Source organism: Pseudomonas sp. WS 5021, from assembly GCF_012985535.1.
In the GTDB taxonomy this organism is placed as follows: Bacteria; Pseudomonadota; Gammaproteobacteria; order Pseudomonadales; family Pseudomonadaceae; genus Aquipseudomonas.
The window spans coordinates 1,267,141-1,279,166 of record NZ_JAAQWP010000001.1 but is presented as its reverse complement, the minus strand read 5'-3'; the positions used below and the strand labels follow the sequence as shown (position 1 = coordinate 1,279,166).

Below are 12,026 nucleotides of genomic sequence, written 5' to 3'. Positions count from 1 at the left end.
CATCGCCGGCAAGCCGGCTCCTACGTGATGTACTCGATGCCGGTGATCCACCAGCACACTTCGCCGCCTGGCGTCTGCACAATGGCCTCATCGTCCACCTCCTTGCGCAACAAGGCCCTGGCCATGGGTGAGTCAATGGAGATGTAGTCCATGCGCTCATAGATCTCGTCATAACCCACGATCCGGAAACGCTTGGTCTCGCCCTGCTCGTTCTCGATATCCACCCAGGCCCCGAAGAACACCTTGCCCTCCTGCTCGGACATGTACTCCACCACCCGCATGTCTTCCAGGCGCTTGCGCAGGTAACGCACCCGGCGATCGATTTCGCGCAGCAGCTTCTTGTTGTACTGGTAGTCGGCGTTCTCGCTGCGGTCTCCCAGCGAAGCGGCCCAGGTCACCTTGCGCGTAGTATCCGGACGCTTTTCTCGCCACAGGTAATCCAGCTCTTTCTTCAGCGCCTCATGACCTTCTTTGGTAATCAGCTTGGTACTCAAAAGCGTCACATCCCCAGGAAATATCCATTGGTTCAAACCAGCCTTGCATCAGCCACGGATGCACTGGCTGGCTGCCGGCAACCGGTCAGGTTTGATAATAAATGAACGCCAAAAAGTAGCCAGGCCTGATTCCCTCAGGTCAGTCGGCCCTAGGCACGTTGCCCGGCTCCTGCTCGACCTTTCCCACAGGAAACAAGGTTCCATCCAGGCGATAGAGCAACGCCTTTAGATCCCCCCTGAAACCCGACAATTGCCCCAGGCCATTCGCCAACTGTTCAGCCTGCTGTTGGGATGCCCTGTCATGGGCCTGTAGCCTGAACGACTCATCTTCCAGCTGTCGCGCCCAATCTTCCAGGCGCCGTTGTTCCGCCTCCTGCAACTGCGTATCCCGGACCAGATTTGCCTCGCGGCTATCCAAGGCTTCTGTACGCTGTTGCAAGGTAACTTCCTGGGCGCTGACTTGTTGGTGAGCCCGCTCCAATGTTGCTTTTTCCTGGAGCAACTGGCTGCGCTGTTCCTCCAACTCCTCCTGTTGCTGGAGCACCGCGCGCTTTTGCTGCGTCAACTCATGTGCCACTCGGGCCAGATTGGTCAGGGTGGTGTCTACTTCAACCAGGGTCGACTGATCCGCGACTACAGGTGGCCGCTCCTGCACCTGCTGAACGGGGGCGGTTGGCGTCGGCAATGGCAAGGACTCAACGGCCCGGATGGCGGGCACCACCACCGGCGGTTCTTCCTGGGACTCAGGCGGCAAATCCTCCGCATGACTTGCTATACCGGGTGGCGACACCATTTTTGATGAGAAGCGAATAGACGGCACAATCAACTCGGTGCTCTCAATCGCGGGCAAGCCAATGACTGACGTCCCAAGGGTGATCACCTTCATCACCAATGCTTTCTTGATCATCAGCGAATGGTGATCCTCCGGCCGAGCCGTCGGCAGCTTGCTGCCCTTCAGGTCGATGAAGTGATAAGGCACCTGCGACTCTGAGGCGTTGCCATCCTTAGCGCCAGATGCCGTGGCCAGGGTGATGATCTGCTTGAGGACGCTCATTGCCAGTTGCAGGCTCTCCTTGGACTCGATGCCTCCAAGAAAATACCGCTCGGCTTTTTTGCGCAAGGCGGCGAGATAGACCCGGGAGCTTCCGGGCTCGACCTCTTCATCCAGGCTATAGACAAGAAAGTTCGATGCGATTTGCGGTACCGCAAAACAACAGAGCAATGCACCGTTAACCGGGGAATCATGACCAGAGTGTTCAAGAACAAGAGTACGTAGAAGCATCATGAGTGTCGAACTCCATTACGGTAGTACTTCATATACACGCCATCTATAAAATCAAAAATCAACACCACACCAAGAGCAATGCAATTGTTTCAGCGAGTGATTGGGGCACATGTAGGACTTACCTTATTCGCGCGTCCTAGCGTTTCCAAGCGCCCCCATTGAACGTACCATTTTTTAACAATGCCGCAGATCAATACTTTTCATCTTAAACCTTTGGCAACTCGCAGCCTGAAGACACAGGTTAATTGAGGCCGTGTCCAACCTGGCGCGTCCTGGCAAACAACCAAGCAGAAAAGAATAATGATCAAAATAACAAATCTAACAAAGAAAGCCGGACGCACTACGATCCTCGACAACTTGACATTCAGCGCTCAGCCCCGGGAATGCATAGGATTGTTCGGACATGATGGCGCCGGCAAAAGCACCCTACTAAAACTACTTTCAGGTGGCATTCCGGCAACTTCCGGAAATATAAAAATATACGATCTGGCTATATCCACACACCCTATAAAGACCAGAAAGATAATAGGTTACCAGCCTGAATCCGCACTAAGCCATGGCAGCATGAAGGTTAAGAGCTTTCTGGGTTTCATGGCTGAAGTTCGTGGGTTCCGGGGCCTGGAAAAACGCAAGATGGTGGATCGCGCCATCACCCGCCTGGAGCTATGGCGGGTACTCAACTCACCCGTCGCCGCCTTGCCTGCGGGGCACCGACGCAAAGTGGCACTGGCCCAGGCCATTGTGCATGACCCCAAGCTGCTGCTGCTCGATGAACCCACCGAAGGCCTGGACGCCCTGCAAAAACATAAGGTCGGGATGCTCATCCAGTCACTGACCGAAGACATGACCGTGATGATCGCCTCGCGTAACCCCGAGGAGTTTTCCTCGATCTGCCAGCGGGCGCTGGTCCTGGCCGAAGGCCGCCTACTGGCTGATGCCCCGGTCACGCAACTGCTGCGCAGCTCGCGTCATTACCAGGCAATCACCCTGGCCGCCGATGCTCCCCTGGACCTGCTGGCGCTGGCCGTACTTCCTGGGGTGGCCGGTATTGAAGAAGACCGGCATGCCGACGGCAGCGTGACGGTACTCGCGATGCCGGGGCAAATCATTTATCCCCACGTCAATGCCCTGGTCGCCAATCGTCGTTGGAAGATCAACGCCTTGAGCATTGAGCCGGGACGCCTAAGCGATGTCATCCACCATATGAGCCAGGAGGCACCCAATTGAAACGTCTACCCGTGATATTCAAGCGCCAACTCAGCAGTTACTTGTCGAGCCCAGCCACTTACTTCGGCATCGCACTCTTCCTGCTGACCAATGCTGCGCTGGGTTTTTATGTAGGACACTTCTTAGATAAAGCCCCGACTAATTTACATGCTTTTTTTCAGTTCCATCCCTGGCTCTATCTAATTTTCATTCCATTTATTTCCACATTACTTTGGCTGGATGAGCATAAAGACACTGCACTGGTCTTTACCAACACCCTGCCAGTTTCCGCATTAGAACTGACATTGGGCAAATTTTTCGCCGCATGGGTCCTGTGTGCCCTGACCCTGCTGTTAAACTTTCCGCTGATTATTGCCATCAACTATCTGGCCCCGGCGGACAACTCAACGATCCTCGCGCAATGTATCGGGAGTTGGCTGCTGGCTGGGGCCTATCTTTCGTTCTCCGGTCTTATCTGCGTACTGGCCTGTAACCGACTGATTATCTTCAGCCTCACCCTTACGTTGCTATTAATAACCAGCACTTTATCATCCGTGCTGGATATGCTGGCCCATCAGACACCGATCTGGATTATTGACAGTTTGATCTCACTCAATCCACGGCTACGTTTCAGCGCCATCGACAGCGGCCTGTTGACGCTGCAGGACACCTCGTACTTCGTCAGCATGATCATCGCTTTCCTCACTGCAACCACCCTCACTTTAAATTTCAGAAAAGGCTGAGAACGGATATCCCATGAGGAACCTTATAAACTTTGGCGTGACGTTGGTCGTCATCGCCCTGCTTTTTCTCGCCTTCAATCTGGTCTGGGTCCTGAAACTGCCCAACTATCGCCTGGACCTTTCCGGGCACCAAATCCATACCCTGTCTCCCTCCACCGATGCCCTGCTCGCGACACTTGAAATGCCCATGGACCTGTACTTTTTCAACGCCAGCCACCCCCGTAAAAGTGAAGTTTTGAACAATCATGGCGAACACATCGCAATGCTGCTCAAGGCTTATGAGAGCGCGGCAAACGGCAACATCAATCTGCACCTGATCGACCCCCGGCCCTTTTCCGAAGATGAATATAAGGCGCAGGTATTGGGACTGGACAGTAAACAAGGACTGTTTGGCCTGATCGGCATCCGTGCAAACCAGGAGCCGCAGAAAATCGAAAGGTTCGACCCCAGCCAAGCGGACTTCCTGGAATATGAGATCAGCCGCCTGATCCACAACGTCGCCCGCCAGGAGCAACCGACTATCGGGCTGATCTCCGGATTACCCATAGATGGCAGCCGGGACGAGCTCAATCAGGCCACCGCGCCGCCGTGGCAGCTGCTCAAGGAGTTGCGCAGCCATTTCAACCTGATGAGCCTGGGCAACGACATCCCGCGCATCCCCGAACACATCAAGACCTTGATGGTCGTCCAACCCGCTCGACTGGCGCAACAGACACTTTTTGCCATTGACCAATTTGTCCTGGCAGGGGGCAGGTTGATGATGTTTATCGACCCGCTGAACGATCTGGACTCGACCGCCCACACCGCCATCCAGCAAAGCCTGCTCGCGGCTTGGGGCGTGCAGATGCCGGCGAATATGGTATTGGCGGACAGCCTCTATGCAACCCCGGTAGTCATGACCAGCGGCCAGCCGCCTGTACGCCACCCCGGGGCAATTACCCTGCCCAGAGAGGCGATGGCGCAGCACGATATCAGTAGCTGGGGCGTCGACAGTGTGACGCTGTTAAATCCCGGCACACTCATACCACTGAAAAAAAGCCGCACCACCTTCACCCCGCTCCTGCAAAGTTCCGAGCAAGCCAGCACGTTCGATGGGGCACGTTTCACTCAAAAGGACGCTTTCGACGCCATGCTCGGCGAGGCGGCCAATCGTGGTCGGAGGAATGTAATCGCCGCCCGTATCGAAGGGCCCGCCTATTCCGCGTTTGCGGACGGTATCAACGGCCAGAAAGCTACGCTGCAAAAGGCCACGAATATCCAAGTAGTTGTGGTTGCCGACATTGACCTGCTCAGCGATCGCGTCTGGCTGGCCCCACGCAATGCCAACGGGCAAAAAGCGCCGCGTCCAGGCAATGCCAGGTTTGTCTTGAATACCCTGGACAACCTCGCAGCACCCGACATGCTGCGCGCGATCAGCCCGCGTGCGAGTGACCAGCAACCACCCGGGTTGCTGGACCGGCTGCGCAACGAGGCTGCACAGACCTACCGAAAAAAGGCGGCCCTGCTGGAACAACGCCTGGACCAGGCAGAAAAGGAATGGCAATCGCTGAACACGCCGCCATCAATGCTGGGGGGGCAGGCTGTCCCTTCGAGCGCGCTGTTGCAGGCGCTGAACAAAGAACGCCTGCGATTACGCATGGAGCTTCACACCTTGGAAAATACGGCCTACAAGAGCGTCCGCCAGTTGGAGCTCAGCGTGGTGGTGCTCACCAGCATCACCGTTGCGCTGATCGTAAGCCTGTTGGGCTTGGGGATCTTCGTCTCGCGTCGCCGTCGCCAACACCCGCCTGCCGCAGCGTTCTACTGAGCGTCGCGGCTTAACGCCGGGTAATCAAACCCTGGCGCGCCACGCGGGTCAGGTGGCGGATGAACTCGCTGGCATCCTCGGCGTTCGGCGCCTGGATCACCGCCAGGTCAAAGCTGTTGGTGGCAAAGCGCGCCAGGGACTCGCCGTCCTCGACAAACTGGATCAGGAACGCCGAAGGACGGCCAGTGCGGCGGGGCCAGCCATCCAGGTAACGCAATAGCGTCGGCTGGTGCTTGCCGCCAAGGAGGATTTTCGGGTTGCGCTGAGTCAGGCCCGCAGTGATCGGGGCCAGGCGTACAAGAGGTCGTAGTGCATTCATCGTGTCGTGTCTCTGCCTCAAAAGTCTGCGGGCAGGTGAGAGGCAACACCGAACCAGCGCTTTAGCGGTATTTCGAAACCTGGAGCAGGCTTCTGTCGGAACTGCAGCGAGTCCCTGTGGCGCCCCGCAATTAGCTGTTTAAATCGGCGCATGCAGCATCCTAGAGAAGCCGGTGGGGCGGTGTCAAGAATCCCGTACAACGAAAAAGGCCCGCACGGGGCGGGCCTTTAACACGTGTGCAGCGCGATCAATTGGCGATGGCGCGGTCAGCAGACAGTTTGCCAGCACCTTCGAACAGCACCGCCACTGTGCCACCCAGCAATGCCAGGGCGAACTCATAGCCGTTGTTGGCCATGAACAAACCGTTGCTGATATGCACCGAGAAGATCGCCACCAGCGAGACAATGGTCAAGCCCAGCGCCGCTGGACGTGCCAGCAAGCCAATGATCAGCGCCAGCCCGGCAAAGAACTCAGTACCGCCCGACAACAGTGCCATCAGGGTACCCGGGGCCAGGCCGATGCTCTCCATCCACTGCGCCGTGCCTGCCAGGCCGCCGCCGCCAAACCAGCCGAAAAGTTTTTGCGAACCGTGGGCGGCAAAAATGATACCGACGAAAATCCGCAGGACTGTCAGGCCGTAGCCTGCGCGGGTGGACAGAAGGTTTTTGATCATTGGGCTCATAGTGATAATCCTTTTCGAAGTAGGGGTTGGTTGGCCGCTATATTAATCAGTTTAAATAATGATAAAAGCCGAAAAAAGCGCTAATCAATATCGATAAATTAGATTATTTGCGTGAGACGATCTTGGCCCCCACCGGCTCCAGGGAGTCCCGCTCCCGATCAAAGGCCAAGTAGTACTTGTTCACGCTATTAACATAGCTGACGCCGCCCATTCCGACCTGCTCCATGGCGATGCGCTCGACCTGGAAGAACCACTGATTGGGGTTCAAGCCCCGGCGTCGCGCCTCGGCGCGCATGCCCTGCACCCGTTCCGGGCCCATGTTGTAGGCCGCCAGGACGAACGCCATGCGCTCGCGCTCATTGAGCTTGGGGCTGGCGAAGAACTTGCGCCGAATCAACGCCAGGTAGCGCGCACCCGCCTGCACATTGCTGTCCAGGGTCTGGATATTGTTGACCCCTACCCGCTGGGCGGCCGACGGAGTGATCTGCATCAGGCCGGTTGGCCCGCTGCCGCTTTTCGCGCCGGGATTGAGGGACGATTCCTTGAATGCCAGGGCCGCCAGGTTCAGCCAGTCCATGCCTTGCTCACGTGCATGCTTTTGCAGGACCGGGCGCAGTTTCTCCAGGCGCTGTCGATCCGCCCGTGCCAAGGGGTAACGCACCTGATAGAGGCGGCGATAAATACGCTGGAAGGCCACATCCTGGTCTGACGGAGTCTTGTAGGTTTTCAGGAAGCGATCGATGCTCGCCCGCAGCATCGAGGCATCCTGACGTACGAACCAGTACTCCTCCCCCGGCTCGCTGATCGCTACTTGCTTGTCAAAACGCAACTTGGGCAGGATCTTCGACCAACGCTCGGCAATCGGCCGCTCGACAATGGTCAGGTGGAAGATCCCCGCCTGGACCATCTCCAATACATCTTCCACCGCCAGGCTGGGGTCCACCCACTCCACCTTGACCGGCGGCAGTTTGCGCAGCGCCAGTTTCTGGTTGATCTGGTTGACCGCCTCCCCCGCTGCACTCCCCGTCGTCAGGGCCAGGGTGCGCCCCGACAACTGCTCCAAGCGGGTAACCCGTCGCTCGCCCTTGAGGCCCACCAGCCACAGCGGCACATCGCTGGCAATCGGGTCACTGCTGCTGATCTTGTGGGCCGCCGTCGCATCCAGCAGTTCACCGGGCGCCACCAGGTCACCTTCACCACGGGCCAACGCGCCCAGCAACTGATCCTTGGCCTTGGGGATGATTTTGAGGTTGATTTCCTGGCCATCGCGGGCACGGCCATTGAGGTAGTGTTCGAAGGCGCGCAGGCGGTGGTACTCAACGCCAATGGACTGGCCCTGGACCTCACCGGAACTGTTACGGCTCTGGTTGACCAGCACCCGCAAGGTGCGGCTGCTGCGGATTTCTGCCAGGTCCCGGACTTTGCTCGGCTTGGTCACTTCCAGCGGCCCGTCCAGACGCGCAACCGCCGCAGTGGGCAGCAGCAGGGTCAGGCACACCATGAGCATTACCGAGGGTCGGATCATCCGCTCTCCGGAAAGAACAAGGCCCCATGCACCGCGAAAAACGCCGCATTGGGGGACAGAAACAGAGCGCCAGAGGCGCAGACTTTGCACGCAAGGGTGTCACAGCAGCAGGCCATCGGCCAACCACGGTGTTACTTGCGACGTTCAAAGACAGCGATAACTCGTTGTAGTTCTTGGTTTTTCTTATAAATCTACAGCTCTGATAGACTTTCCGGCCGCAGGCGGAGATAGCACCATGCAACTCATTGATATTGGCGTCAACCTGACCAACCCCAGTTTCGACGACAAGCACCAGGCCGTGCTCGACCGCGCCTATGCCGCTGGCGTGGGCCAATTGGTCGTCACCGGCACCAGTGTGCAAGGCAGCGAACAGGCCCTGGAACTGTGCCAGCGTTGGGATGAAAGCGCCCGGCGACTGTTCTCCACTGCGGGCATTCACCCCCACAGTGCCAGCGACTGGAACGCCGACAGCGCCCGGCAACTGCGTGATCTGCTCAGCCAGGACCGGGTACGCGCGGTGGGTGAATGCGGGCTGGACTTCAACCGTGACTTCTCACCCCGCCCCCAGCAGGAAAAAGTCCTCGAAGCCCACCTGGCATTGGCCGTCGAATTGCAGTTGCCGGTGTTTCTCCATGAACGGGACGCCAACCAGCGCCTGCTGGAGATCCTGCGCGACTACCGTGATCAACTGCCCGCCGCCGTGGTGCACTGCTTCACCGGCGAGCAACGCGCGCTGTTCAGCTACCTCGATCTGGACCTGCATATCGGTATCACCGGCTGGATCTGTGACGAACGCCGTGGAATGCACTTGCACCCGCTTGTAAGGGAAATCCCTCGGGGCCGCCTGATGCTGGAAAGCGACGCGCCCTACCTGCTGCCACGCACCCTGCGCCCCAAACCGAAGAACGGGCGCAATGAGCCGGCCTATCTGCCGGAAGTCTTGCGCGAAGTCGCCCTGCACCGCGAAGAAAGCCTGGAAGACCTGGCCCAACACAGCACCGCCTGCGCCCGCGCCTTTTTCGGCCTGCCTGCGTTGGATTGACGCGGTGCATTGACCCATATCAACACCCATTTCCCGGATAGCGGCACAATAATGGCACCTTGCCAATACTGTTTCCGCTATCAGAGAAAACCTTCCATGGGTGCCTGGCTTAGCAATATCTCGCTGAAGTACAAATTCTGGGCCGTGAATGCGGTCGCGTTCATCACCACACTGCTGTTGGTGCTGTATGCCGTGCAGCTTGAACAACAGGCCCGCAGCCATGCCTCCCAAGCCTCGGCACAAGCCCAGGGCCGCTTGCTCGGTGCCTGGCCGGCCGGGCAAGCGCTGCCCACAGGCGAGCACTGGCTGACATTTGCCCGGGGCCAGGTTCCCGAGTTGGCGGACCAGGACTTGTCCGCCCTCAGCGAAGCCAGCGGCTGGGTCGAGTTCAATCACATGCCGCTGTTCGGCGAGAACCCGTTGATGGGCGCCGAAGTCGTCTCCCGCGCCGATGGCCAGCAAGTCGCCGTATTGGCCTATGCACCGAGCCTGAGCCAGGTGTTTACCGAACGTTTCACCAACTACGCGGTGGCGGTGCTGATCCTGATGCTCGCCATGCTCTGCGCCTCGCAGTTACTGATCCGCTTTTTGCTGGCCCAACTCAACACCTTGAAAGACGTAATGCTGCACGTCGAGAAAACCGGCGACCTCTCGGCCCGCGTGCCCCTGGCGTGCAAGGACGAAGTCGGGCAGATGGCCAGTGCCTTCAACGCCATGCAGGCCGGGTACCAGCGGGTGGTCAGCACCGTGGCACGCACCGCCAAGCTGTTGGACGATGGCGCCGCGCGCCTGGCCAGCAGCATGAATGAGGTCCAGCACGGCATGCTCGGCCAGCAAAGCGAGACCGACCAGGCGGCCACCGCGATCAATGAAATGACCGCCACCGTGTATCACATCGCCCAACACGCCGGTGCCACCCGCGACTTGTCCCAGACCGCCGACACCCTGGCCGGCAGCGGCCAGGAAGTGGTGAGCCGGGTCCAGCGCTCGATTGCCGGGTTGTCCACCGGAGTGCAGCAAACCGCCGAGATGATCCAGAAGCTGGCCGAGGACAGCCAGAAAATCAATGGCGTGGTCGGCGTGATCCACAGCATCGCCGAACAAACCAACCTGCTGGCCCTCAACGCCGCCATCGAAGCCGCGCGCGCCGGGGAAATGGGCCGCGGCTTTGCGGTGGTGGCCGATGAAGTACGCAACCTGGCCAAGCGCGTGCAAAGCTCCACCGATGAGATCACCCGCATGGTCTCTGCCCTGCAGGCCGGTACCCGGGATGCGGTGGACTTTATGCAGGAAAGCTCGTTCAAGGCCGACGACTGCGTGCAGCAGGCCCAGGAAGCCGGCGCTTCACTCGCCGAAATCACCAGCGCCGTGGCGCAGATGCGCGAGAGCAACACGCAAATTGCCGTTGCCGCCGAGCAGCAGAGCCATGTGGCCGAAGAGATGAACCGCGCGGTGGTGAGCATTCGCGATGTCACGGAAAACACCGTGCAACAGACTGTGGATTCGGCCACCACCAGCAACGAACTGGCGACCCTGGCCGGCGAGTTGAGCAAGGCTATCGGCCAGCTCAAACTGTAACGTTTGCCCACCGATCAGCCAGCGCACGCCGCTGGCTTGCTCCATCAAAACGCTATAACCCCCATAGCCAACCCCAATTCGCCACCCCTGCCCGCCCGACCTAAACTCTGTTCATCAAGTATCAATGGACAGAGGATTTATCATCATGGGCAAACGTCACCCCAATCTCCCGGCCTGGCAATGGCGCGCCTACCCGCAAAACCATCAGCACCCGACCAACCTGGTATTGCACCTGATTGCCGTGCCGTTGTTCATCGTCGGGTTCCTGCTGATTGTGTCCGGCGTGTTCAGCCTGAGCCTGGCCAGTTTCGCCATCGGTGTGGTCGGCGTAATGGCCGGCCTGGCGCTGCAACGCCACGGCCATAGCCTGGAAGCCCAGGCCAGCGAGCCGTTCAGTGATCGTAAAGATGCAGTGCAGCGCCTGGTGGTCGAGCAGTTCGTGACCTTCCCGCGCTTTGTCCTCAGCGGTGGCTGGTGGCAGGCCTGGCGTCAGCGCCACCGCCACTGAGGATGGCTCAGGCGAAGACCACCACGGTCTGGCGGCTGATGGCGATCAATTGGCCGTCAGGCCCCCACAACATCGCCGCAGCATGGCCGTAACCGTCGCGGGCATGCTCGATCTGGACGTGGTACTGGCACCAGTCCAGCGTCGTCAACTGCGCCAGGGGCTGGATGAATTCGATGGTCCAGGTCAGGGTGCTGCCGGGTGCCGGCTTCTTCAGGTGCGGCAAGAGCGCCGGCGGCCAGGCATCCACCAGGGCGAGGATATGGGCTTCGGTCAGAGGCTCTTCTTTCACATCCCCCCGCAAGCGCACCCAGCCGCCCATTTCCCGGGATTTGTTGCCGGTGAACGGCAAGCCACCGACACTCCAGCGCATCGCCAGGTGGCGCATGAATTCAGGCGTCACGCCTTTGATATAGGGCAGTTCCTGGCACTCGTCCCAATGCTTGAAGGCCGGCGCGGGCAAGGCCGGCACGTCGATCTCTGAAGGCCGCGATGCGCCGAAGCTGGCCTGGGCCAGGGTCATCACTTCACCGCCCTGCACCACCCGCCCCAGCAACTGGCTGACCGCCTTGCCTTCGCGCAACACTTCCACTTGATAGCTCGCCGATAGATCTGGCGCCACTGGCCCGACAAAGGTCACGGCCAACGAACGCAATGGGCGATCAGCCGGCACCTGGGCGCGCAACGCTTCGTATTGCAAGGCGGCAACCAGCCCGCCAAACGTGGCGCGACCCTGGGCCCACTCGGCCGGAATAGACACGTCCAACGGGTTGTTACGGGCAGCGTCGAGCAAATCACTAAAGCGCATGGCGACCTCACATCAAGAAAACCGATGAGCGA

At 59.1% G+C, this 12,026-nt stretch carries 12 protein-coding genes; 6 read left to right on the top strand and 6 right to left on the bottom strand.

Going from position 1 to position 12,026, the window contains the following annotated elements:
- Positions 1-20: 20 nt before the first annotated feature.
- Positions 21-494, bottom strand: a complete 474-nt coding sequence (greB, locus tag HBO19_RS05950; protein WP_170057054.1) for a transcription elongation factor GreB — start codon at positions 492-494, stop codon at positions 21-23.
- Between the two features lie 139 nt (positions 495-633).
- Positions 634-1,779 carry a hypothetical protein gene (locus tag HBO19_RS05945; RefSeq protein WP_178121056.1) on the bottom strand — a complete coding sequence of 382 codons (1,146 nt, stop codon included), beginning with the start codon at positions 1,777-1,779 and terminating at the stop codon, positions 634-636.
- A 300-nt stretch (positions 1,780-2,079) separates the two neighbouring features.
- Between HBO19_RS05945 and HBO19_RS05940 the strand changes: the two genes are divergently transcribed.
- Genes HBO19_RS05940 through HBO19_RS05930 form a run of 3 tightly spaced genes read left to right on the top strand, consistent with a single transcriptional unit; the run spans position 2,080 to position 5,535 of the window.
- Positions 2,080-3,006, top strand: a complete 927-nt coding sequence (locus HBO19_RS05940; protein WP_170057053.1) for an ABC transporter ATP-binding protein — start codon at positions 2,080-2,082, stop codon at positions 3,004-3,006.
- Complete coding sequence (locus HBO19_RS05935) at positions 3,003-3,728, top strand: ABC transporter permease (RefSeq protein ID WP_169952681.1); 726 nt, start codon at positions 3,003-3,005, stop codon at positions 3,726-3,728. Before HBO19_RS05940 ends, HBO19_RS05935 begins: the two co-directional genes overlap by 4 nt.
- 37 nt (positions 3,729-3,765) lie before the next feature.
- Positions 3,766-5,535, top strand: a complete 1,770-nt coding sequence (locus HBO19_RS05930) for a Gldg family protein (RefSeq protein WP_346266479.1) — start codon at positions 3,766-3,768, stop codon at positions 5,533-5,535.
- 10 nt (positions 5,536-5,545) lie between these two features.
- Here HBO19_RS05930 and HBO19_RS05925 read toward each other — a convergent pair whose 3' ends face one another.
- The 3 genes from HBO19_RS05925 to HBO19_RS05915 form a co-directional block, all read right to left on the bottom strand.
- Positions 5,546-5,854: a class I SAM-dependent methyltransferase gene (locus HBO19_RS05925; RefSeq protein WP_169952685.1), complete on the bottom strand. Its 309-nt coding sequence runs from the start codon at positions 5,852-5,854 to the stop codon at positions 5,546-5,548.
- 247 nt (positions 5,855-6,101) lie between these two features.
- On the bottom strand, positions 6,102-6,536 hold the full coding sequence (locus tag HBO19_RS05920) for a DoxX family protein (RefSeq protein WP_057439195.1): 435 nt from the start codon (positions 6,534-6,536) through the stop codon (positions 6,102-6,104).
- 103 nt (positions 6,537-6,639) lie between these two features.
- Positions 6,640-8,061 carry a transglycosylase SLT domain-containing protein gene (locus tag HBO19_RS05915; RefSeq protein ID WP_170057051.1) on the bottom strand — a complete coding sequence of 474 codons (1,422 nt, stop codon included), beginning with the start codon at positions 8,059-8,061 and terminating at the stop codon, positions 6,640-6,642.
- 235 nt (positions 8,062-8,296) lie between these two features.
- On the opposite strand from HBO19_RS05915, the gene HBO19_RS05910 reads away from it, so the two are divergent.
- The 3 genes from HBO19_RS05910 to HBO19_RS05900 all read left to right on the top strand — a co-directional run bounded on the left by HBO19_RS05910 (position 8,297) and on the right by HBO19_RS05900 (position 11,189).
- On the top strand, positions 8,297-9,103 hold the full coding sequence (locus HBO19_RS05910) for a TatD family hydrolase (RefSeq protein ID WP_169952689.1): 807 nt from the start codon (positions 8,297-8,299) through the stop codon (positions 9,101-9,103).
- Positions 9,104-9,199: 96 nt separating this feature from the next.
- On the top strand, positions 9,200-10,681 hold the full coding sequence (locus HBO19_RS05905) for a methyl-accepting chemotaxis protein (RefSeq protein WP_169952692.1): 1,482 nt from the start codon (positions 9,200-9,202) through the stop codon (positions 10,679-10,681).
- Between the two features lie 145 nt (positions 10,682-10,826).
- Positions 10,827-11,189: an Mpo1-like protein gene (locus tag HBO19_RS05900; RefSeq protein ID WP_170042804.1), complete on the top strand. Its 363-nt coding sequence runs from the start codon at positions 10,827-10,829 to the stop codon at positions 11,187-11,189.
- A gap of 7 nt (positions 11,190-11,196) precedes the next feature.
- On the opposite strand, the gene HBO19_RS05895 is transcribed toward HBO19_RS05900, so the two are convergent.
- Positions 11,197-11,994 carry a thioesterase family protein gene (locus HBO19_RS05895; RefSeq protein ID WP_169952696.1) on the bottom strand — a complete coding sequence of 266 codons (798 nt, stop codon included), beginning with the start codon at positions 11,992-11,994 and terminating at the stop codon, positions 11,197-11,199.
- Positions 11,995-12,026: the final 32 nt, after the last annotated feature.

Coding starts and splice junctions, on each gene's coding strand:
- HBO19_RS05945 (WP_178121056.1), bottom strand. CDS start 1,779: ATGATGCTTCTACGTACTCTTGTTCTTGAACACTCTGGTCATGATTCC.
- HBO19_RS05940 (WP_170057053.1), top strand. CDS start 2,080: ATGATCAAAATAACAAATCTAACAAAGAAAGCCGGACGCACTACGATC.
- HBO19_RS05925 (WP_169952685.1), bottom strand. CDS start 5,854: ATGAATGCACTACGACCTCTTGTACGCCTGGCCCCGATCACTGCGGGC.
- HBO19_RS05920 (WP_057439195.1), bottom strand. CDS start 6,536: ATGAGCCCAATGATCAAAAACCTTCTGTCCACCCGCGCAGGCTACGGC.
- HBO19_RS05915 (WP_170057051.1), bottom strand. CDS start 8,061: ATGATCCGACCCTCGGTAATGCTCATGGTGTGCCTGACCCTGCTGCTG.
- HBO19_RS05910 (WP_169952689.1), top strand. CDS start 8,297: ATGCAACTCATTGATATTGGCGTCAACCTGACCAACCCCAGTTTCGAC.
- HBO19_RS05905 (WP_169952692.1), top strand. CDS start 9,200: ATGGGTGCCTGGCTTAGCAATATCTCGCTGAAGTACAAATTCTGGGCC.
- HBO19_RS05900 (WP_170042804.1), top strand. CDS start 10,827: ATGGGCAAACGTCACCCCAATCTCCCGGCCTGGCAATGGCGCGCCTAC.
- HBO19_RS05895 (WP_169952696.1), bottom strand. CDS start 11,994: ATGCGCTTTAGTGATTTGCTCGACGCTGCCCGTAACAACCCGTTGGAC.